This is a genomic window from Klebsiella sp. CSG-1 (assembly GCF_056521145.1).
In genome coordinates, this window is sequence record NZ_JBWNLD010000015.1 from 1 (window position 1) to 22686 (window position 22686).

Consider the following 22686-nt stretch of genomic DNA (forward strand, 5'->3'; position numbering starts at 1 on the left):
AGGAGCGTATGGGCACACCACGATTTACACCTGAATTTAAGGAAGAAGCCGTCCGTCAGATAACGGAACGCGGTTATTCCGTTGCCGAAGTATCTGACCGTCTGGGTGTTTCTGCACACAGCCTCTACAAGTGGCTACGGGCTATCAAACCTGATAACAGCGAACAGCATGCCCGGGATTTACTGGAAGCCAAAAGCGAGATCCTGAAACTTCGGGCGCAGCTAAAACGTACCGAAGAAGAACGGGATATCCTGAAAAAGGCCGCGCGGTACTTTGCAAGGGAGCCCGACTGAAGTACCGCTTTATCAATGAGCACCGCACTGTATGGGGTGTGATGACGATGTGTCGGGTACTGCATGTCGCCCGGGCCGGGTTCTACGCGTGGCTGCACAACCCGGTCTCGGCGCGTGATAAAGATAACCAGCGTCTGCTGACGCTTATCCGTGATTCATATTCACTGAGCGGAGGCGTATACGGTTACCGGCGGGTTCATGGCGATCTGAACGAAATCGGGGAAACCTGCGGCAAAAACCGGGTGGGCCGTATTATGCAACTGAACCGGATTAAAGCCGTGCGTGGCTATAAAGCACCACGGCGTATCGCCGGCCGACCTTCAGTGGTTGCCCCTAATCGCGTACAGCGGCAGTTTACCGTTGTCCGGGCCAATCAGGTCTGGGTCACCGACATCACTTATATCCGGACCTGGCAGGGATGGTTGTATCTGGCGGTGGTTATCGACCTCTTTGCCCGTAACGTGGTGGGTTGGTCGATGAAGCCGACCCTCTCACGCGAACTGGCACTGGATGCGCTGATGATGGCGGTCTGGCGACGTAAACCGGACAGCGAGGTCATCGTGCACTCAGACCAGGGCAGCCAGTACGGCAGCGACGACTGGCAACGGTTCTGTCGGGCCAATAACCTGGCACCCAGTATGAGCCGGCGTGGCAACTGCTGGGATAATGCGGTGGCCGAATCGTTCTTCAGTTCACTGAAAAAAGAACGGATCAGAAAACGCATCTATAAAACCCGGGATCTGGCCCGGGCCGATATCTTCGATTACATTGAAGTGTTCTACAACCGGGCCCGGCGTCACAGTCACCTTGGCGGCGTCAGTCCGGAGGCCTTTGAACAGGCCTCGTCGTGAGGACAGAATTTGTCTACGGTCGTGGGGTCAGTCCATACAGACTAAAATTGAAAGGCTTACCAAAAGCTAGGCTGCTCCTGAAAAAGAGAGGATTTGTTATGTCGAAAATTCTAGATCCACACACAGCTCAAAATATCCCCGATATACCTGAAGTTCAGGATGCGTTAAAAATACTATCAAAGTATGGCATGGGTATGGTTTTTGCCCACTCTCACAATGCACAAGGTGAGTTCACAGAATTACCTAAAGGCGTAGCGGCATATGAAGAAGATTTAAAGGTCACTTTCCATGATGTTTCAACATTAGGTTTGAAAGAAGGATTTATCCCAGTAGGTTGGCGTTGGAACGATGAGACAAATAGAGTTGAAATAATGATGAAATGTCGAGTTGCTCAATGGTGTGAACAACCAACTTGATATTTGTATTAAAAGAGGCCGATTTATGGCCTCTAATTCCCCGCGCCACCTGGACAGGGAGGTGACTACACTGACAGAGGTCACCTGCCATTTCCCTTCAGCAGCGCCACCGCCTCATCACCTGGCATCTGGAACTGCACCCGGTGCCGTGCCGCGACATCAAGCGCAAACACCTTCGTATAGACTTCCGTCGAGCTAATCGATTTGTGGCCCATCAGGCTCTGCAAAACTTTCAGGGGGATGCCGGCATACAACATGTGCATCGCGTAGGAGTGACGGAACGTATGGGGTGTCACCGGTACTGAGAACGTAACCCCGTCGGCCGCTGCGGCCTCCACCGCTTCGTTAAGCCAGGTGCGGACGGTACGGTCTGTGATCTCCCAGATACGCGCCTTCTCCATTCTGCCGGTGCGCTTGTTTCGTCTTTCCAGCGGAATTTTCAGGGTGGCCACCATCATCTGCAGCTGGCTGACATAGTGGTGATCGGAAAGGGGAACCAGACGATGGATCTGACTGCCTGCGGGGGCACGACCTGCCGTCCTGGTCGCTTTCTCGGTACGCTGCTTGAGCGTGGCCAGCTGCACGAACGGATACGGCGGCGCCAGCGAAAAATCCCCCCGGGTCAGCGCGAGCGCTTCATTAATGCGCGCGCCGGTGTTCCACAGCGTCGCCAGCAGCATCTTGCGGTGAAGATCCGGCACGTAATGGAGCAGGGCGCTGACTTCCGGCGCCAGCAGGTATTTCGGCAGTTCATCCTGCACGAGCGCCATCTGGCGCAGGGCGAGGGCGGCAGGGTAATCGATGGCCACCGGGAGCAATGTTCCGGGAGATGACGGAGATCCAACTGGAGCCAGGTTATTCATAATTTCTGTTAACTTTTTTCTTTGCCGAGAATTTTCTTCGTAATATTACCGGAGTCAGGATGACTAACCAGCCAGCGACGGCCAGCCAGAAAACAGACGAAGTCACAAACAAAACTACCCCGTCAGTGATTACAGACACAATATTTACGGACACAGGTTTCACTCCTCTTCAGTGGGTTGCTATGGAACGGGAACATTCATGACCCCAACATCCAGTAGATAAAGCCCAGGAAAGCCACCACGCCCCCCCAGAATAAGGCCTGGTTGGCGACTTTCACCCCCAGGATAGAAAGGAGATTTGTCTGCAGGTAAACGAGGTATTCACTTTGCGAGGCGAGATCCCTTTCGAGCTCAACGATTTTTTCCTGCGACTGACTACACAGGGTTGCCAGCCGGATAACCCCGGTTGCCCGTTGCGCCACCTCCAGGTCAGAATCCCCGCTCTGCGGCAGAGACAGTTTTTCTGCCCGCAGTGGCAGGGCGTCACATTTATCGTCCGGGAGCTGGCCCCCTTTCCTGTGCAACAGATGATAAAATGGACGATTACTAAGTGAAGTAATTAACTGTTTTTGCGACCGTTTTTTGCCTTCGAGCTGCACGATTTTTTCCTGCATCCCGCGATAACAGTCTTCCAGCCGGCGTACCGCGGATACCAGGGGTTCCACCCGGAGCGTTGAACACCTGCCCCGTGGCAACTGCAGTTCGTCTGCCCGCAGCGGCATTGAGCTGGTTTCCCCCGGCGGGAACCGGAAACCCAGCCCGCGCCACAGTCTGCTCTGGCGGATCAGATTGTGAATGTTTTTCGCATCCACGGACGAAATGTGGATTTGTCTGACCAGCGTTTCCGGCGGCAGGGAGCGGGTCCAGAGCACCATCTGCTGCATTATCCAGCTGCCCACTCCCCGACCACGGGGTAAACATTCATTCAGCATAAATTCAACACTGAACAGTTCCACACGGCCGTGCTCGAACTTCGCGACAATGGTCTGCGGCGTACTTTGTCCGTCACCGTACAGCGTCAGGCTACATGTGATCCACAGATATGCCCCTGGCGAGTCCTCAGACCCGTAACGACATTCCTCCACCCGTCTGACGACTACAACCACCGTTTCGTTGCCCGCGCTCCCCGCCGGGACGGTCAGTAGCCACATGCCGTTATCATCAACAGACGTTTTTATGAAGGTTTTCGTTTTCGCTTCCATACCGGCCTTTTTGTCCCGTTGCGTAAATGCTACTGGCTTAAGGGTTTTTGTGTGAACCGTTCGTTTAAGCTGACCCTGCGAAAGCCTGCAGGGCATCCGCTCCGGAGGGCAGTTCATGCTGAGGGTTAAGCTCTGTGGCAATGCTTCGTTTTGACATCCTCGATGTCTTTCAGGGCGGGGAGGCTGTCAAATTCCCCAGAACATCAGGTTTATTGCATTTTTGATGTCATTTTCCCGGTGGCTGAGATCGGCCACTTCCTCCCCGGTGACGGAGGCCGTGACGCTGGCCATGTCCGTGGTCATCAGGCGGTAGCTGTCGTCCCCGATGTGCACCACGGGATAGAGTTCACGGGAAACCTTATCCGACAGCAGCCGGGCGCTGGCGAGCGGGATCACCATCCGTCGCCCGGGGGTATCGATGATGTCACTCTGCACATCCACGAACAGACGATAGCGGCTCTCTCTTTTATAGGCATAAACCTTAAACTGCATCTCACCAGTCCCTGTTTTCGTCAGCGAATGAACCGTTCATCTCAATAAAGCGGGCAACCTCGGCCATCCCTTCCTGATTTTCGGCCTGCCAGCGTTCGGCACGCAGACGACGGGCCTCATTCTGCATGGCCCTGTTCACCAGGCCGGAGATATTGACGTCCGCGGATTTCAGTAACTGATAACTGTCGCTGTCTATGGTGACGGTGATGCGCTGCTTCATAATGCACTCCGGAATACATACTGATGATATGTATATCAGTATAGCGTAAGGATGCAGCTGACACACGCCCGCCTGAAACATACTGTTATGTCGCCATTCATTTCACACCGTGAAATTCACATGCAAAATAATCACCCGCGAGATAACAAGCAGCCATACAGCCACGCCGTTAAATTACCGGATGCCGGTTTCTGGTGGATCCGACTTTTACGCTATCTGAGACTTTCCGGAAGTGTATCACGCCCACAAAATAATCATACCGCAGTTTTCGGCCGCGGGGGGGCGGGTCACGGGGCTGGGGAGGAACACAACATCTGGTAGCTCCTGCAGCTTAGAGAGCCACTGCATATTGTGATGGAGGGTAGGGCGGGGCCGGATGACGACCGGCAGATCCGGAACTACCTTTTTTCGGATCTCAGAAGTGGAGAAGAGGAATTATTGCAGCATGGACACAAAAAACGAGTAATTGTTGCGATGAGTGGACTATTGCACCATGAGCAAATATAAATGACTTTATGCGTCCTGCGGTTAAATATATTGTTCATGCCGTCCGGCTGAACCCCGGGTCAGGGGATCAGCCGGGAAGGAGAACGTCACGGTTCTGTTTTCCGCGACAGGGTCTTTCTTTTTTTCTTCAGGTACATCACTTCGTCACATTTACCGATCATCTCCGCCAGTGTCGTATAATGGTCTGCGTTATTGATCAGTTCGCCAAAGGAATAATTGATGTTGTAGGGCTTGCCCGAGGTGTCATTGTAATGATCGAGACTGGCACTCAGCGCGTGCAGATAAGACTGAGTGTTACCGTTTCGCCGGATCAGGGCGGCAAACTCATCCCCGCCGAGGCGGCCTGCTATTTCACCCGGTTCAAGGTGCTGATGTAAAAAGCCGGCAAAGATCTTCAGCACCTCGTCACCTTCCGCGTGTCCCCAGAGATCGTTAACCGGTTTGAACCTGTCCAGATCGAAATAGATGAGGCTGAACGACGCATCCTGCCGGTTCATTGCGCGGAAGAGTTTTTCGCCGGCGCGGTAAAACCCGCGCCGGTTGGGAATGCCCGTCAGGCTGTCCGTCATGGCCATGCTGATGGCCTCGAATTCGTCCTCCACGATACAGGCCAGGTCCCGGAGGGACGCAATGTCCTCATCCGTGAAGGCGCGGGGAACGGTGTGGATCAGGCACAGCGTGCCGGCCACCGTGCCGTCCGGCAGGCTCACCGGCTGGCCGGCGTAGAACCGGATGTGTGGCTCACCGGTAACCAGGGGATTATCGTGAAATCGCGCATCGGCAGCCGCATCGTGAATGATAAAAGGCCCTTCCTGCAGAATGGCGTGCCCGCAGAACGAAATATCACGTGGAGTTTCGCGCACGCCGACGCCCTGGCAGGCGAGGAGCCACTGGCGCTCGCGATCCAGCAGGCTTATCAGGGCCACCGGGACCTGAAAGGCTTTGCGGGCCAGCCGCGTCAGGCGTTCAAAACGCTCATCGTCACGGGTATCAAGAAGGCCGGTAATATACAGGGACTTCAGCCTCTGTTCTTCATTCTCCGGTATACCGGGTGCCTGCATGTAATCTCCTGGTATGTACAAAGTATATATGCAGATGAAAAGGTGTTTGGATCTGACTGAGTGTAATTATAGTTCACGACTTATCTGCCAGCGGCTGAACTTCAGGTACAGGAATTCACGTTTATCACTCGTACTAGACTCTCCGGAGGACCAGGGGAATGACCGGGTCTGTTACGGTGAGGGAATCTGTAAACCTCAGGATTTTTGCCGGGAAAGTACGTATAACTGCTATCTTGATTAGTAAATGTTAAAATTTGTAGGTATCCACCCGTTAAACAAAATGATTAATATTTAAAAATACTCGTTGAACACCCGTGCCGTAATAATGAAGTACATTAAAAACGTTATCCGGTCATGTGAAGCTGAGACCGTCTCTTCGTCATGTAAAATGCCGTACTTTCTTTGTCGTGAAGAATGACCGGGTTAAGTCCATAAGGTTGAGAGGAAGTCTGCTGATGTGATACGCTCAAGGCGAGATTTATCTCAGTGAGAACTCACGGCAACAAAAAGTTTTTGGACAACAAAACACAAAGTTGTTTTGGACTGTAGGAGTCCAAGAGACAATGACATTACATACAACGCCGTGTAACGGATTTTACATTATTACAAAGCCTGTGTTACAAGAGAGTTATGGACATGATTGAAAAAATATGTGAAGTAATTGATGGTGAATACGTCTGTGATATAGATATTAGCGTTGAAGAATGGAAGGTTTTATTAAGGGATAAAAAAGTTTTTGATGACAAAAGTATTGCAGCGTTAAAAAAATGGTTCATTGAGCCAGACCATTCCTGTACATGTTTCGATATCGGCAAGAAGTACGACCTGCACAGTATGAGTGCTAATGGTGTAATCAATGGGTTGGGTGGAAGAGTTCAGAAGCAGCTTGGCCGATTCGAGGTTAAAGGAGTCGGAAAGATTGCTTCCGGGACAAAATTCATTACAGTCATGAAAAGTAGAGAAATTAAAGGAAACCCAAAGCGAAATTTATGGACTATCCGTGAAGAACTTGTTCAGGCAATAAAAGAACTAGATTTTTTTAGTACGAACGAAAGCTCAAGCATTGATTTTTACTCAGATAATGATTTGATCACTGCTCTAGAAGAAAGTAATCACTTTGACGTTACTCAGACATTTGAGTATAGCGAAAAAGCGAAACCTAAGAAAGCTGCAATAGAAGTCAAAAATGGACTCTCATACCCAAGAAGTAAATCTGTTTCAAAAAATGCGCTTAACAAAGCTGATTATAAATGTGAAATTAATTGCGACCATCCAACGTTCAGAAGGCGAAACTCTCCTCTAAATTACACAGAACCTCATCACATTGTCCCGATGTCAAAGCAAGACTATTTTGAGAATTCACTGGATGTGGAAGAGAATATCATATCACTATGTTGCAACTGCCATAAACAAATTCATCTTGGCAAGGGGTTTGAAGATATGTTGAGGAAAATATATGCCGAGCGGAAAGATGTATTAAAAAAAGCGGGAATCGAGATATTATTAGAGGATTTGATTCTTTTTTACAAGATGGAAGGTAATTAATCTTCGAGAAGATGCATGCTTATTTTTATTTTTTTAGCAATGAATGTGAAATACTGCCTGACTATCAATCCTGTCATGTGGTCCAGATTTATGGGGGAGGATTTTAATATTTTACCAGCATGGCATGTCGATCAATCGGTTAAGTATAGCGCCAGGTAACCAGACGGATTTTCCCTCTCAGGCGGGAGTCGTTATCCATCGTCCAGTACCTGATTAAAAGTAGGAGTAATTACAAGAAAATTAAATTGTATGACTATTATTTCCGTTCAGAAAAGAAAGTTACATTAAAAACCCGAAATTATTCGGGTTTTTAATTAGTTAAGTGCTATATATTTTCGTGTCCGGGGGTACCCTAAGAGGGTGCGCAAGACAACACTCCAGTGTTCATTATTTATGACTGTCAAGCCATTTATTCATCTGCTCAATTTCACCTTTTTGAGCTTTAATGATGTCCTGCGCAAGCTTTCTCATTTCGGGATCTTTTCCGTATTTGAGCTCGGTCTCAGCCATTGCGATTGCCCCTTCATGGTGTGCGATCATACCTTTTGCAAAGGCCTTATCGGGATTGGATTCATTAACGGCGGCCATCATTTTTTCATGCATATTTTTCATGCCAGCCATATATTCCTGTGATGATGCCGATGAGTGCATATCTGACATTTTCATTTCCGAATGTTCAGCAGAAATGGCTGGCAGGGATAACATTAATATTACAAAAAGGGTGTTTTTGATTTTCATATAATAATTCCTTTCAGACAGGTACCGGTTAAGTGTAGCTGAGTCAGACAAAAAAGCCCCCTGACGGGGGGCAAAAATGTAGCAACGTTGTTTCAGGAAAATCTATCAGGGAAAAGGTAACAGCACGGATACTACCGTCGCATTCAGCCTGCATTGATCATGCGGCGGTGCGCTTCGGCCATGGCCTGATGTGGGCCGGATTGCCCGTTATTCATGAATTCATGGGCAACCGCTGCTCTTTCATGCTCATTCATCGCCGCGTAAGACGTTGACGGGACGGTCGTGGATACCGTGTTATTTCCCATCATCTTCTGATGACTTTCCACCATTTTCTGGTGCGCATCCGCCGAGCCGTTCGTCATGGTCTCATGAGCAATAATGGCCTGTTCATGCTGGTCCATACCGGTCATACGAGGAGCAGTCCCCTGGATCCCGACAGGAGCCGCAGCAGACTGCATCTGGTGAGCAGGAGCCTGTGCATTGTTGACGCGATCATGGATATTCACGGTTTCAGTGGCCCAGGCCGATGAAATTAAACCAAAGCCCAGCAAAGATGCTAATACGATATTTTTCATGATAACTCTCCATTTCTGAATTAGTGATGTCCGGGGAAGTACAACCGGTGTTTTCAGTTCCATAACTGAAACAAGTTCGGCAGCGTTTATTTCTCCGGAAGAGGGCTGGATATTCATTTCCTGGCGTACTCTGACGCCGGGTATTGATGAAGCAATCCAGCCTTCCTGATAAGTTGCACTAATTATATCGAATGGCTTCTGTTTGCTGCATGACAGGCTAATGACATCTTTGTCATTTACATCTTTATTTTCAGCATTGGGTTTCCGGGATCATTTTCTCCAGTCTGGGCACGGATAAGATAAAACGCGTGGAGCGTACGTCTGATTCCACCTGCACTCTTCCGTGATGTGCTTCCACGATTGACTTCACAATCGCAAGGCCGATGCCGCTGCCTTCTCCTTTTCGTTGTCTGGATGGATCCACCCGATAAAAACGGTCAAACAGCCTTGATAAATGTTCTTCAGGGATCGGTTTCCCCGGATTTTCAATCACAAGGTCAAAAAAGCTCTCCTGCTCTCTTATTGAGACGGTGATTGCCTGTCCCTCCGGGGTATAACGCAGGGCATTGGATAACAGATTATTGATCGCCCTTCTGAACATTTGTGGATCTCCCTCAACCAGGCAGGGCATCCCGTTAAATTTGAGCGTGATATTGCGTTCTTCGGCCCAGGCTTCGAAAAACTCGAAGACTTTCATGACTTCCGCTCTGAGGTCAAACATGACCCTGTCAGGTATCAGCTGATTATTATCTGCCTGTGCCAGGAACAGCATATCGCTGACCATTTTGGTCATCCGGTTATACTCTTCAAGACTGGAATAGAGGACATCCTCAAGTTCCCTCTGTGTTCGATCCTGACTCAGTGCGATTTCAGTCTGCGTCACCAGATTGGTGATGGGCGTTCTGATCTCATGCGCGATATCGGCAGAGAAATTGGCCTGGCGGGTAAAGACATCCTCAATCTTTCCAATCATATGATTGAACGAGATAACCAGTTGCTCCAGCTCAATGGGAACGCGTGTCGGTTCCAGTCGCGCATCAAGATTCTCGGAGGTGATGTTTTTAATGGCATTGCTGACATTACGAAGGGGCAGGTGCCCCTGACGGACAGCGATTCGAATGATCAGAACAATCAACAGGCTTATCACGACGGCAATCGCAATCAGGTTCTTTTTCAGCGCATCGAGGTAATGGAGATGGAAATTAATGGATAGGCCAGTCAGCATGACATAGTTCTGCTGTTTGCCCTGAAATATCGCCTGACCAGAGGAGGCGATAATCCTGTATGTTTCCATCTTCATTTCGGACCCGGTATCCATCGGTCCCGCAGGATCCTCCACCGACCAGAGAAAGACATCCCGTGCGCGGCTGTGCTCGCTAAAATCTGCTGAATTCACTGCCGGGCGTAGTGCCGCCCCCTGAGTTGAGCTAAAGAGCACTTCACCCCTGGGATTGAGGAGCAAAAGGGCAACGTTGCGGTAGCTGGCAATTGATTCCTTTATTTTGCTTATTTTTTTATCATCCGGATCCACCGGGGACTGCAGTATACGGTTCAGTGTGGTGCTGATTTGTTGAAGATCGCTGACATCCTGCTCGGCAAAATGATTTTCAACAGAATGCAGCATAAACCAGGTGAAGGCGATAAAAGCCAGTATCGTGGACAGGCTGATAAAAAAGGTCAGCCGCAGAGCGAGTGAGAAAGGGCGTCTGGAAGGTTTGCTATGCATCCGGGACCTCCAGCATGTAGCCCACGCCCCGGACTGTCTGGATCAGCTTTGTCTCGTAATCGTTGTCTATTTTAGCGCGGAGTCGCTTTACTGCGACATCGATCGCATTAGTGTCGCTGTCAAAATTCATGTCCCAGACCTGAGAGGCAATCAGGGAGCGGGGAAGAACCTCTCCCTGATGGCGAATGAAGAATTCCAGCAGGCTGAACTCTTTACTGGTGAGCACAATGCGGTTTCCGGCGCGACTGACTTTTCTGGATACGAGATCAATCGAGAGGTCAGCCACCTTAAACTGGCTTTCCGTGATCATCGTGTTTCCCCGCCTCAGAAGGGTTCTCACCCGGGCGAGCAGTTCGGCAAACGCAAAGGGTTTAACCAGATAATCGTCCGCACCCAGTTCCAGTCCTTTGACCCTATGTTCGATCGTGCCGAGGGCTGTCAGCAGTAAGACCGGCATACCCTTTCCGGCAGTGCGCAGCATGCGGATGATATCCCAGCCGTTCACATCAGGTAGCATGATATCCAGAATGACTAAATCATACTCGGCTGTCATGGCGAGATGATATCCGGTAAGACCATTATCAGCGTGATCCACTATGAACCCTGCCTCTGTAAGCCCTTTGCTGAGATATTCACCTGTTTTAATTTCGTCTTCGACGATCAATATTTTCATCTTGCTCCCCGGCTGGCTGCTAATGTCATTCTATTGCGCCCACGATCGTTATCAACGGATTACAGCAAAAATGACAACATTGTCATTATCCTGTCACTCGGCAAACAGAGAGCGTTAGGTAAAGTACCCCTATCAATACTCTGGACTTCATTTGAACCATTTACCAGGTCTGCCTGGACGAGAAGCGTTATGTTCAAATTAAAATTACTCAGCATTAGCACGATATTCATCCTGGCAGGCTGCGTGTCGCTTGCGCCTGAATATCAGCGGCCCGCAGCACCGGTACCCCAGCAGTTTTCACTGTCCCATAACAGCCTGACGCCAGCGGTAAATGGCTATCAGGATACGGGCTGGCGTAACTTTTTTGTCGATCCCCAGGTTACCCGGTTGATCGGTGAAGCTCTGACTAATAACCGTGATTTGAGAATGGCTGCCCTGAAGGTTGAAGAGGCCCGAGCCCAGTTCAACGTCACGGATGCAGATCGTTATCCCCAGCTGAATGCCTCATCCGGGATAACATACAGCGGTGGTCTGAAAGGTGACAAGCCGACCACACAGGAGTACGACGCGAGACTGGAGCTCAGCTATGAGCTCGATTTTTTCGGCAAACTTAAGAACATGAGTGATGCTGACCGCCAGAACTACTTTGCCAGCGAAGAAGCCCGTCGGGCCGTACACATCCTGCTGGTCTCCAACGTTTCACAGAGCTATTTCAGCCAGCAACTGGCGTACGAACAACTCCGTATTGCGCGGGAAACGCTGAAAAATTATGAACAGTCCTATGCTTTCGTTGAGCAACAGCTCGTGACCGGGAGTACGAACGTTCTGGCACTTGAACAGGCGAGAGGACAAATCGAAAGTACCCGCGCCGAAATAGCCAAACGAGAAGGCGATCTGGCTCAGGCAAACAATGCCCTGCAACTGGTGCTGGGAACGTACCGCGCACTTCCGTCAGAAAAAGGGATGAAAGGCGGGGAGATCGCACCAGTAAAATTGCCACCAAATCTATCTTCACAAATTTTGCTGCAGCGACCGGATATTATGGAAGCGGAATATCAGCTGAAAGCGGCTGATGCCAATATTGGCGCAGCGCGAGCGGCCTTTTTCCCCTCCATTACCCTGACCAGTGGTCTTTCCGCAAGCAGTACGGAGCTGTCAAGCCTGTTTACGTCAGGAAGTGGAATGTGGAATTTTATCCCTAAAATTGAAATTCCTATTTTTAATGCTGGCAGGAATAAAGCCAATCTGAAGCTGGCTGAAATTCGCCAGCAACAATCGGTGGTTAATTACGAACAAAAAATTCAGTCAGCCTTTAAGGATGTTTCCGACACGCTTGCGCTGCGCGACAGCCTTAGCCAGCAACTTGAGTCACAGCAGCGTTATCTTGATTCACTTCAGATAACTCTCCAGCGTGCCAGAGGATTATATGCAAGTGGTGCTGTCAGTTACATCGAAGTGCTGGATGCAGAACGTTCCCTCTTCGCTACGCAGCAAACCATTCTCGATCTTACCTATTCCCGACAGGTTAACGAAATTAATCTGTTTACCGCGCTGGGTGGCGGTTGGGTAGAGTAAATTTATTTAATTAATCAGGAAATTAAAAATGCGTAATTCACTTAAAGCCGTTTTATTTGGTGCCTTCTCTGTCATGTTTTCTGCCGGTCTTCATGCTGAAACACATCAGCATGGCGATATGAATGCTGCCAGTGATGCTTCGGTACAGCAGGTTATCAAGGGCACCGGTGTCGTTAAAGACATTGATATGAATAGTAAAAAGATTACCATTTCGCACGAAGCAATCCCTGCTGTGGGCTGGCCTGCAATGACCATGCGCTTCACTTTTGTTAATGCAGACGACGCTATCAATGCCCTGAAAACCGGCAACCATGTCGATTTCTCGTTTATTCAGCAGGGCAATATCTCCTTACTCAAAAGCATTAACGTTACGCAATCCTGATTATCAGTCCGGAGCGAATACATCCAGTGCGCCTGAACATTCATTAAGGGATTACTGTGAATGAATGATCGGGCGCATATGCCAGGTGTTTTGATTTTTCAGCGAGAAATTGTATGGCTTCTTTAAAGATAAAATATGCTGCAATAATTATCAGCAGCCTCATAGCAGGAGGGCTGATATCGGTTACTGCCTGGCAGTATGTAAACTCATCACAAAAAACAGTACAAACCGAACAAAAGGCACCGGAGCGAAAGGTACTTTTCTGGTATGACCCGATGAAACCGGATACCAAATTTGATAAACCCGGAAAATCTCCCTTTATGGATATGGACCTGGTGCCAAAATATGCTGATGAAAGCGGCGATAAAAGCAGTGGCGGGATCCGTATCGATCCAACGCAGGTTCAGAATCTGGGATTAAAAACGCAAAAAGTCACGCGAGGAATGCTGAATTATTCTCAGACAATCCCGGCTAATGTCAGTTACAACGAGTATCAGTTTGTCATTGTGCAGGCGCGCTCTGACGGTTTCGTCGAAAAAGTGTATCCCCTGACGATTGGCGATCATGTGAAGAAAGGCACTCCGCTTATCGATATCACCATTCCTGAATGGGTTGAGGCACAAAGTGAGTTCCTGCTGTTATCCGGTACAGGCGGTACGTCAACCCAGATAAAAGGGGTTCTGGAGCGACTTCGTCTGGCTGGTATGCCGGAAGAGGATATTCAAAGGCTGCGTTCAACCCGCACAATCCAGACCCGTTTTACCATTAAAGCACCTATTGATGGTGTCATTACTGCGTTTGACCTGCGCACCGGAATGAATATTTCGAAAGATAAAGTAGTGGCTCAGATTCAGGGGATGGACCCGGTCTGGATCAGCGCTGCAGTGCCAGAATCTATCGCATATCTGCTGAAAGATACGTCGCAGTTTGAAATTTCGGTACCGGCTTATCCGGATAAAACATTCCATGTCGAAAAATGGAACATTCTTCCCAGCGTGGATCAGACAACCCGTACGCTTCAGGTCCGTCTCCAGGTTTCTAATAAGGATGAGTTTCTCAAGCCGGGCATGAATGCCTATCTGAAACTGAATACCAAGAGCCAGGAGATGCTGCTGATACCAAGCCAGGCCGTTATCGATACCGGCAAAGAACAGCGCGTGATTACTGTTGATGATGAAGGCAAGTTTGTGCCGAAACAGATCCACGTTCTGCATGAATCACAGCAACAGTCCGGCATTGGCTCCGGCCTGAATGAAGGCGATACCGTGGTGGTCAGTGGCCTGTTCCTCATTGACTCCGAAGCCAATATTACGGGCGCGCTGGAACGTATGCGCCACCCTGAAAAAACAGAAAACAGTATGCCAGCAATGTCTGAGCAGCCTGTAAATATGCATTCAGGGCACTGAGGAGACGACGATGATTGAATGGATTATCCGGCGCTCTGTCGCCAACCGTTTCCTGGTCATGATGGGCGCACTGTTTCTCAGCATCTGGGGCACATGGACGATAATTAACACGCCGGTCGATGCGCTGCCTGACCTGTCAGATGTGCAGGTCATTATTAAAACCAGCTATCCCGGACAGGCCCCGCAGATTGTAGAAAACCAGGTCACCTATCCGCTTACCACCACCATGCTGTCCGTACCTGGCGCAAAAACCGTGCGTGGCTTTTCACAGTTCGGTGATTCGTATGTGTATGTCATTTTTGAAGACGGCACCGATCTGTACTGGGCCCGTTCGCGCGTGCTGGAATACCTGAATCAGGTTCAGGGCAAACTGCCTGCGGGTGTGAGCTCTGAAATCGGCCCGGACGCCACGGGAGTGGGCTGGATATTTGAATATGCCCTTGTCGATCGCAACGGAAAACACGACCTTTCAGAACTGCGCTCTCTGCAGGACTGGTTCCTGAAATTTGAGCTGAAAACCATCCCGAACGTGGCTGAGGTCGCTTCGGTTGGCGGCGTGGTGAAACAGTACCAGATTCAGGTCAATCCGGTAAAACTGTCCCAGTACGGTATCAGCCTGCCCGAAGTGAAACAGGCACTTGAATCGTCTAACCAGGAGGCCGGTGGCTCATCCGTTGAAATGGCCGAAGCGGAGTATATGGTCCGTGCCAGCGGTTATCTTCAGAGCATTGATGATTTTAATAACATCGTCCTGAAAACAGGTGAGAACGGCGTGCCGGTTTATCTGCGGGATGTTGCCCGCGTGCAGACCGGGCCCGAAATGAGGCGTGGTATTGCCGAGCTGAACGGCCAGGGAGAAGTCGCTGGCGGCGTGGTGATCCTGCGGTCGGGTAAAAATGCGCGCGACGTTATCACGGCAGTGAGGGATAAACTGGAGACGCTGAAGGCCAGCCTGCCGGAAGGCGTTGAAATCGTGACCACCTACGATCGCAGCCAGTTAATCGACCGGGCGATTGATAACCTCAGTTCCAAACTTCTGGAAGAGTTTATCGTGGTGGCCATCGTCTGTGCTCTGTTCCTGTGGCACGTACGTTCTGCCCTGGTGGCGATTATCTCTCTGCCGCTTGGCCTGTGTATCGCCTTTATCGTCATGCACTTCCAGGGACTGAACGCCAATATCATGTCGCTGGGAGGGATAGCGATTGCCGTCGGTGCGATGGTGGATGCCGCCATTGTGATGATTGAAAATGCGCACAAACGGCTTGAGGAGTGGGATCATCAGCATCCGGGTGAGCAGATTGACAACGCCACCCGCTGGAAGGTGATTACCGACGCCTCCGTGGAAGTGGGACCCGCGTTGTTCATTAGCCTGCTGATCATCACCCTGTCCTTTATTCCTATCTTTACCCTGGAAGGGCAGGAAGGTCGTCTGTTTGGCCCGCTGGCATTCACGAAAACGTACTCCATGGCGGGAGCGGCCGCACTGGCCATCATCGTCATTCCTATTCTGATGGGATTCTGGATCCGGGGGAAAATTCCTGCCGAGACAAGTAACCCCCTGAACCGGGTGCTGATCAAAGCGTATCATCCTTTGCTGCTGCGGGTCCTCCACTGGCCAAAAACAACCCTGCTGGTTGCGGCCTTGTCCATTTTCACGGTTATCTGGCCACTGAGTCAGGTGGGCGGTGAATTTCTGCCGAAGATTAACGAGGGCGATCTGCTGTATATGCCGTCGACCTTGCCTGGCGTCTCTCCGGCAGAAGCTGCAGCGCTCCTGCAGACAACAGACAAGTTAATCAAAAGCGTTCCTGAAGTGGCTTCTGTATTTGGCAAGACCGGTAAAGCAGAGACCGCAACGGATTCCGCGCCGCTCGAAATGGTGGAAACCACGATCCAGCTCAAACCTGAGGATCAGTGGCGTCCCGGCATGACAATTGACAAGATTATTGATGAACTCGACAGGACAGTCCGTTTACCGGGTCTGGCAAACCTCTGGGTGCCGCCTATCCGTAACCGTATTGATATGCTCTCAACCGGGATCAAAAGCCCGATAGGTATCAAAGTGTCCGGGACTGTTCTGTCCGATATCGACGCGACGGCGCAGAGTATCGAGGCGGTAGCCAAAACCGTGCCTGGCGTGGTGTCTGTCCTGGCTGAGCGACTTGAGGGCGGGCGCTACATCGATATCGATATCAACCGGGAGAAAGCCTCCCGCTACGGGATGACGGTAGGTGATGTCCAGCTGTTCGTCTCTTCAGCAATCGGAGGTGCTATGGTGGGTGAGACGGTTGAAGGGGTGGCCCGGTACCCTATTAACATTCGCTACCCGCAGGATTACCGGAACAGTCCGCAGGCGCTGAAACAGATGCCGATCCTGACCCCGATGAAGCAGCAGATCACGCTGGGCGATGTCGCGGATATTAACGTCGTTTCTGGACCAACCATGCTGAAAACCGAAAATGCCCGGCCAGCCAGCTGGATTTATGTTGATGCCCGCGGCAGGGACATGGTGTCGGTGGTTAACGACATTAAGACGGCCATCAGCGAGAAAGTGAAACTGAGACCGGGAACCAGTGTGGCATTCTCCGGACAGTTTGAACTGCTTGAGCATGCCAACAAGAAACTGAAGCTGATGGTGCCGATGACGGTGATGATCATTTTCATCCTGTTGTATCTGGCATTCCGCCGGGTTGACGAAGCCCTGCTGATCCTGATGAGCCTGCCGTTCGCCCTGGTTGGCGGAATATGGTTCCTGTACTGGCAGGGCTTCCATATGTCAGTGGCGACCGGAACCGGGTTTATCGCCCTGGCCGGGGTGGCAGCAGAGTTTGGCGTGGTCATGCTGATGTATCTGCGTCATGCCATTGAAGCGCACCCGGAATTGTCCCGTAAAGAGACGTTCACACCGGAAGGTCTTGATGAAGCCCTCTATCATGGTGCCGTACTGCGTGTCCGGCCGAAAGCCATGACCGTGGCGGTGATCATTGCGGGTCTGCTGCCAATACTCTGGGGAACCGGCGCAGGTTCAGAAGTCATGAGCCGTATTGCTGCGCCAATGATTGGTGGGATGATCACGGCTCCGCTGCTGTCCCTGTTCATTATTCCTGCCGCCTACAAATTAATCTGGCTGCGCAGACATAAAAAAAGCGTGTCATAACCCTGAAAGGGCGCCCCCAGTGGGCGTCCTTCTGCACTGATTCACCCTGACGTCAGGGTTTATATCGATAATATACAGAGGTGAGTATGAAAAAAGTGGTTCTAATGGCCCTGGCTCTCGGCCTGTCACTGCCTGCAATGGCGAGTGAAAAAGTCATTGATATGTACAAATCTGAAAACTGTGGCTGTTGTTCCCTGTGGGGCAAAGCGATGGAAAAAGACGGGTTCGAAGTGCGAACTCACGTCATGAATGATCAGGCGCTGTCAGCCCTGAAAGAAAAGCATGCTGTTCCTGCTGGACTACGAAGTTGTCATACCGCGGTTGTAGGTAATTTGATCATTGAAGGCCATGTGCCTGCGGCAACGATACATAAGGCCATGCAGTCTGGTTCGGGTATATACGGTCTCGCCACCCCCGGTATGCCAGCAGGAAGTCCGGGAATGGAGATGGGGGCCCGAAAAGAGGCTTACGATGTTATCGCATTCTCACCGGAGGGCAGTAAAAAAGTCTTCCAGCGAATCGAATAGTCAGCGGAACGGCTGATAACGGGACGCCGGCAGCAGGCACTCTTATGCCGGCGGCATTCGTGGTAATCGCATCCATGACATATCCTGAAGACAGAAAATGCTTCAGATATGCATAAGGAGAGTTACTGTGAAAAATGACAATGCAGTGGAACATAACAACCAGACTGCTTCTGAGCAGACATCATCCCCGGACGAGAGTCACGCATTGCATAAGGTGAGAGATCCCGTGTGCGGGATGGTCATCCTGCCTGACAAGGCGCACAGCAGCATTCGATACCAGGACCATCAGCTTTATTTCTGCTCCGCCAGCTGTGAGAGCAAATTTAAAGCCCATCCCGATCATTATTTTACCGAAGATGCCAGTGAACATCACCATCACCACGACCACCATGAAGTCAGCCCTGATAAGATAAAACAGTCTCACCGCCAGGCGGAGAAAGAGATTTCTGAAGGTGTGTGGACATGTCCGATGCATCCGGAGATACGCCGTAGTGGTCCCGGAAGCTGTCCTGTCTGTGGAATGGCACTGGAGCCGCTCGTAGCTACGGCATCCACGGGGACGAGTGATGAACTTCGCGACATGACAAGACGCTTCTGGCTGGGGTTGTTGCTGGCGTTTCCGGTTCTGATACTCGAAATGGGTTCTCATCTGTTTCCCGCTTTGAGGAATACAGTACCGCCACAGTACAACACATGGCTGCAGTTACTTCTGGCCTCTCCTGTCGTTTTGTGGTGTGGCTGGCCATTCTTCGCCCGGGCCGGAATGTCGTTACGTAACCGCTCCCTGAATATGTTTACCCTTGTTGCAATGGGGACCGGCGTAGCCTGGGTTTACAGCGTCATTGCAACCGTCTTCCCCTCCTGGTTTCCTGCATCGTTCAGAAACATGGATGGCCTGGTGGCCATTTATTTTGAAGCCGCAGCTGTTATTACGGTGCTTGTTCTGCTGGGACAGGTCCTTGAATTGCGGGCAAGGGAACAAACCTCAGGTGCCATTACTGCACTTCTGAACCTTGCCCCCAAAACCGCCAGGCGGCTGGATCATGACGGTCATGAAACGGATATTAATGCGGAAGATGTCCTGCCTGGCGATAAGCTCCGCATCAGACCTGGAGAGAGTATTCCGGTCGACGGTATCGTGGTCGAAGGCAAAACAACCGTGGATGAATCGATGGTGACCGGGGAGTCTATGCCGGTTACCAAAACGGAGGGTGAACCCGTCATTGGGGGGACGATTAATCAGACAGGTAGTCTTATCATCCGTGCAGAGAAAGTCGGTGATGAAACGATGCTCTCACGAATTGTTCAGATGGTCGCTGATGCACAGCGTTCGCGGGCCCCCATCCAGAGAATGGCTGACAGCGTTTCAGGCTGGTTTGTTCCTCTGGTGATACTTATCGCGGTTGTTGCTTTCATGATCTGGTCTGTCTGGGGGCCCGAGCCCAGGATGGCGCACGGTCTCATTGCGGCTGTGTCGGTCCTGATTATTGCCTGTCCCTGCGCGCTGGGGCTGGCCACGCCGATGTCGATAATGGTGGGGGTGGGCAAAGGAGCCCAGGCCGGGGTGTTAATTAAGAATGCCGAAGCCCTTGAGCGTCTTGAAAAAGTGGACACGCTGGTTGTCGACAAAACAGGCACGCTCACGGAAGGTTCGCCGACGGTGACAGGGATTATCAGTCTCAATCCGGGTGGGGAAACATCTCTTTTGCGTGTAACGGCCGCAGTGGAAAAAGGCTCGCAGCATCCGCTGGGTATGGCAGTAGTTAAAGCAGCACAGGAAAAGGGGATCGCAATACCCGCAGTCACTCATTTCAATGCGCCGTCGGGTAAAGGTGTCTCAGGCGATGTCGAAGGTCAACGGGTTGTTATTGGTAATGAACTGGCTATGCAGGAAAACAGTATCGTTATTGATAATCAAAAGGCCGTTGCGGATACGTTGCGGATGGAAGGTGCTACCGTTATCTATGTGGCCACAGGCGGGCACCTTGCAGGCCTGATAGCTATCTCGGATCCCGTGAAAGCAACCACGCCGGATGCGCTTAAAGCTTTGCGTCAGGCGGGGATCCGCATCGTTATGCTCACCGGGGATAACCAGCTTACCGCTGAAGCAGTCGCACGGAAACTGGGAATAGATGAGGTTGAAGCCGGGATTCTGCCGGATGGCAAAAAAGCAGTGATAACCCGACTGAAAGCGTCTGGCCATGTGGTTGCGATGGCCGGAGACGGTGTGAATGATGCCCCGGCGCTGGCAGCGGCTGACGTGGGAATAGCCATGGGAACGGGTACAGATGTGGCAATTGAAAGTGCCGGAGTCACCCTTCTCAAAGGCGACTTGATGATACTGAACAGGGCCCGTCATCTGTCAGAAATCACCATGAAAAATATCCGACAGAATCTGTTTTTTGCATTTATCTACAACGCACTTGGCGTGCCTGTGGCTGCAGGCCTGCTTTATCCTGTGTATGGAATACTGCTGTCGCCAGTTATTGCGGCGGCGGCCATGGCTCTTTCCTCCGTCAGCGTCATTGTGAATGCGTTGCGTCTGAAAAGTGTCAGGCTCGGGAAATAACACTGAGTGAAGGGGCTGTTACGAACAGAAGGAGTCCAGTATGAAAAGTACCACCTATGCGCTTATTGCTGTCGCCGCGATCGCGGCATTTGCCCTCCTGCGCGAACACTGGTCACATGTGGCAGGTTACTGGCCATATCTGTTATTGCTGGTCTGCCCGCTAATGCATCTTTTCCACGGCCACGGAGGGCATGGAGATCATCAACATCAAGGAAGTGAAAACGATAAAAAAAATTAATCCGGCAGACGGGGCCGCGTCGCGGCCCCGTTATCAGTCCAGGTATCGTTCGTAGTCTCTGGCATGCGCAAAGGCATGCTGTTCAAGTTTGTTATCAGCGGGTGCCGCTGCCCGGAACGCCAGTGAGTTAACAGGATTGTTATTGATGACCAGCTCGTAATGCAGATGAGGACCGGATGAACGTCCGCTGTTACCGGATAACGCAATAGCGCCTCCCCGGGTAACCCTGGCCCCTTTAGTAACGAGTATTTTATTGAGGTGGAGATAGCGAGTTTTAACACCGGCTTTTCCTGTTACTTCAACAAAATATCCCATGGTGCTGTTGTATTCGGCCCGGGTGATTTTTCCGTCGATGACGCTGACTATTTTCGTGTTCATGGGCATGGAATAATCAATGCCATTATGGGGACTCACTTTTCCCGATACCGGGTTAAGTCTTGCAGGATTGAAAGGCGAACTGAGTCTTGCTGTGGCCGGTAACGGATAATCGAGACTGCCTTTCCCGGAAGTATCGGAAAGGTTATAGAACTTTTTATCTGATATACGATACGCCGTGTAATTAAATGAACCGGACGTAAATTTATAGGCCACGACACGTGATTTTCCCGCTTTCTTTTGCAGTACGAGTTTTAATGATTCATTTTTTTTCAAATGCCGCAGATTAAACCGGGAAGGCAAGGAGCGCTGAAGAGTAGCGATCTCGTTCGATTCCAGCCCCGAGCGGGTGGCTGAAAGGTAGGCATTTTCTTTTACGACATCGGTAGAATACATTTACTGGAATTCGCCGTTAGCATGAACACTGCGGCGTATGCTAGGGGTTTTCAGGAGGCGTGTCATCTGTCAGTTAATCGGGAGCACCGTTGATGGTCGTCATTTTTGTAACATATCTTGTTTCCCGTTTGCTCCTGAAGCTCTGGGAACTGTATGACCAGCCCGACGGTGATGATTAACGGGACTGAAACAGGTTACGGCAGAGCAATATGGGGCTCATGTCCTGCTACGTAACCCGTCAGTAAAGCCCTGCTGCGCACCTGACGCTAAGCACTAACCCGCCTGCAGTTACCTGGTCGAATACAGCCCGCGAAGCTTTCTTGCCTGCGTCTGATGTGCTTCCGCACCGGCATTATTGACCTGCTCATGCACGAGAGCGGCTTTTTCTCCGGCATTCAGTTCGTTAAAAGAAGAAGACGAGGTCTTTGAATTTGCATCACTGCCGGACAGCATTTTTTTATGTTCCTCAATCATTTTCTGATGCGCATAGGACGCGCTGTTGTTCATAAATGAATGAGCAACAATGGCCCTTTCATGTTCATTCATTTCAGAGAATGAGGGCGTGTTGTTTTTATTAACCCTGTCCGGTAAGTTTTCATGCGTCGAGTAATTCACATGACTGACGGCTGAGGCATTATTAACAAATCGATGTGTTTCATGGGCAATATCACTGGACTGAGCAAAAGCTGCCCCACAAAATAAAGCTGTAAACGCAGTGGTCGTGATTAATATATTCATGTGTAATTACCTTCTGAGGTACATAAAAGATGTCCTTATGATCATATATAAAAATAATCAACCTGTGGGGAAGATGACGTAAATGTAATACAGCTATGTACATTACACGATTGTAATGAATTTGTTTCTTAAGGTGTGCTAGATTCATTTCATTGTAAGTG

At 50.5% G+C, this 22686-nt stretch carries 21 protein-coding genes; 10 read left to right on the forward strand and 11 right to left on the reverse strand.

Annotated features, from left to right (window positions below):
• Positions 1–8 precede the first annotated feature (8 nt).
• Together AC007G_RS24780 and AC007G_RS24785 are read left to right on the forward strand one after the other, a co-directional pair.
• Positions 9–1144 (forward strand): IS3 family transposase gene (locus tag AC007G_RS24780; protein ID WP_201996915.1). Its coding sequence is split into 2 segments (ribosomal slippage): positions 9–255 and positions 255–1144, totalling 1137 coding nucleotides; the frame shifts between segments, so codons are not numbered across the junction.
• 98 nt (positions 1145–1242) lie between these two features.
• Positions 1243–1560, forward strand: a complete 318-nt coding sequence (locus AC007G_RS24785) for a hypothetical protein (protein WP_103449271.1) — start codon at positions 1243–1245, stop codon at positions 1558–1560.
• 80 nt (positions 1561–1640) lie between these two features.
• On the opposite strand, the gene AC007G_RS24790 is transcribed toward AC007G_RS24785, so the two are convergent.
• From AC007G_RS24790 to AC007G_RS24810, 5 genes are all read right to left on the reverse strand, one after another.
• On the reverse strand, positions 1641–2423 hold the full coding sequence (locus AC007G_RS24790) for a site-specific integrase (protein WP_032694612.1): 783 nt from the start codon (positions 2421–2423) through the stop codon (positions 1641–1643).
• Between the two features lie 197 nt (positions 2424–2620).
• Positions 2621–3625 (reverse strand): hypothetical protein, encoded by a 1005-nt coding sequence (locus AC007G_RS24795; RefSeq protein ID WP_032694611.1) that lies wholly within the window; start codon positions 3623–3625, stop codon positions 2621–2623.
• Positions 3626–3811: 186 nt separating this feature from the next.
• Positions 3812–4117, reverse strand: coding sequence for a type II toxin-antitoxin system toxin CcdB (gene ccdB, locus AC007G_RS24800; protein ID WP_004197633.1), 306 nt, complete (start codon positions 4115–4117; stop codon positions 3812–3814).
• A gap of 1 nt (position 4118) precedes the next feature.
• Positions 4119–4337 carry a type II toxin-antitoxin system antitoxin CcdA gene (gene ccdA / locus AC007G_RS24805; RefSeq protein ID WP_006788213.1) on the reverse strand — a complete coding sequence of 73 codons (219 nt, stop codon included), beginning with the start codon at positions 4335–4337 and terminating at the stop codon, positions 4119–4121.
• Positions 4338–4930: 593 nt separating this feature from the next.
• Positions 4931–5905, reverse strand: coding sequence for a GGDEF domain-containing protein (locus AC007G_RS24810; protein WP_004213565.1), 975 nt, complete (start codon positions 5903–5905; stop codon positions 4931–4933).
• Positions 5906–6541: 636 nt separating this feature from the next.
• On the opposite strand from AC007G_RS24810, the gene AC007G_RS24815 reads away from it, so the two are divergent.
• Entirely contained in the window at positions 6542–7450 is a 909-nt protein-coding gene (locus AC007G_RS24815) for an HNH endonuclease (protein ID WP_032693947.1), read from the forward strand.
• 387 nt (positions 7451–7837) lie between these two features.
• On the opposite strand, the gene copM is transcribed toward AC007G_RS24815, so the two are convergent.
• The 4 genes from copM to silR form a co-directional block, all read right to left on the reverse strand.
• The gene (gene copM / locus AC007G_RS24820) at positions 7838–8188 is read right to left on the reverse strand and encodes a CopM family metallochaperone (RefSeq protein ID WP_000694953.1); all 351 of its coding nucleotides are present in this window, start codon (positions 8186–8188) and stop codon (positions 7838–7840) included.
• A 143-nt stretch (positions 8189–8331) separates the two neighbouring features.
• Complete coding sequence (gene silE, locus AC007G_RS24825) at positions 8332–8763, reverse strand: silver-binding protein SilE (RefSeq protein ID WP_000790483.1); 432 nt, start codon at positions 8761–8763, stop codon at positions 8332–8334.
• Between the two features lie 250 nt (positions 8764–9013).
• Entirely contained in the window at positions 9014–10489 is a 1476-nt protein-coding gene (gene silS / locus AC007G_RS24830; protein ID WP_221918725.1) for a copper/silver sensor histidine kinase SilS, read from the reverse strand.
• A complete protein-coding gene (gene silR, locus AC007G_RS24835) occupies positions 10482–11162 on the reverse strand; it encodes a copper/silver response regulator transcription factor SilR (RefSeq protein ID WP_004118655.1) in 681 nt (226 codons plus the stop codon). Before silR ends, silS begins: the two co-directional genes overlap by 8 nt.
• Positions 11163–11351: 189 nt before the next feature.
• On the opposite strand from silR, the gene silC reads away from it, so the two are divergent.
• From silC to AC007G_RS24870, 7 genes are all read left to right on the forward strand, one after another.
• On the forward strand, positions 11352–12737 hold the full coding sequence (gene silC, locus AC007G_RS24840) for a Cu(+)/Ag(+) efflux RND transporter outer membrane channel SilC (protein WP_000475503.1): 1386 nt from the start codon (positions 11352–11354) through the stop codon (positions 12735–12737).
• 28 nt (positions 12738–12765) lie between these two features.
• Complete coding sequence (gene cusF, locus AC007G_RS24845; RefSeq protein WP_001246153.1) at positions 12766–13119, forward strand: cation efflux system protein CusF; 354 nt, start codon at positions 12766–12768, stop codon at positions 13117–13119.
• Between the two features lie 113 nt (positions 13120–13232).
• On the forward strand, positions 13233–14525 hold the full coding sequence (gene silB / locus AC007G_RS24850) for a Cu(+)/Ag(+) efflux RND transporter periplasmic adaptor subunit SilB (RefSeq protein WP_001485328.1): 1293 nt from the start codon (positions 13233–13235) through the stop codon (positions 14523–14525).
• A 10-nt stretch (positions 14526–14535) separates the two neighbouring features.
• Positions 14536–17682 (forward strand): Cu(+)/Ag(+) efflux RND transporter permease subunit SilA, encoded by a 3147-nt coding sequence (gene silA, locus AC007G_RS24855; protein ID WP_000574021.1) that lies wholly within the window; start codon positions 14536–14538, stop codon positions 17680–17682.
• Positions 17683–17768: 86 nt separating this feature from the next.
• Positions 17769–18209 (forward strand): DUF411 domain-containing protein, encoded by a 441-nt coding sequence (locus tag AC007G_RS24860; protein WP_002436620.1) that lies wholly within the window; start codon positions 17769–17771, stop codon positions 18207–18209.
• A gap of 97 nt (positions 18210–18306) precedes the next feature.
• Positions 18307–20778 (forward strand): Ag(+)-translocating P-type ATPase SilP, encoded by a 2472-nt coding sequence (gene silP, locus AC007G_RS24865; protein ID WP_129897305.1) that lies wholly within the window; start codon positions 18307–18309, stop codon positions 20776–20778.
• A gap of 40 nt (positions 20779–20818) precedes the next feature.
• On the forward strand, positions 20819–21016 hold the full coding sequence (locus AC007G_RS24870) for a DUF2933 domain-containing protein (RefSeq protein ID WP_000843497.1): 198 nt from the start codon (positions 20819–20821) through the stop codon (positions 21014–21016).
• A gap of 33 nt (positions 21017–21049) precedes the next feature.
• Here AC007G_RS24870 and AC007G_RS24875 read toward each other — a convergent pair whose 3' ends face one another.
• Both AC007G_RS24875 and AC007G_RS24880 read right to left on the reverse strand, forming a co-directional pair.
• A complete protein-coding gene (locus tag AC007G_RS24875; RefSeq protein WP_000287501.1) occupies positions 21050–21787 on the reverse strand; it encodes a peptidoglycan DD-metalloendopeptidase family protein in 738 nt (245 codons plus the stop codon).
• Between the two features lie 288 nt (positions 21788–22075).
• Complete coding sequence (locus tag AC007G_RS24880) at positions 22076–22525, reverse strand: hypothetical protein (RefSeq protein WP_064360952.1); 450 nt, start codon at positions 22523–22525, stop codon at positions 22076–22078.
• Between the last annotated feature and the right edge of the window lie 161 nt (positions 22526–22686).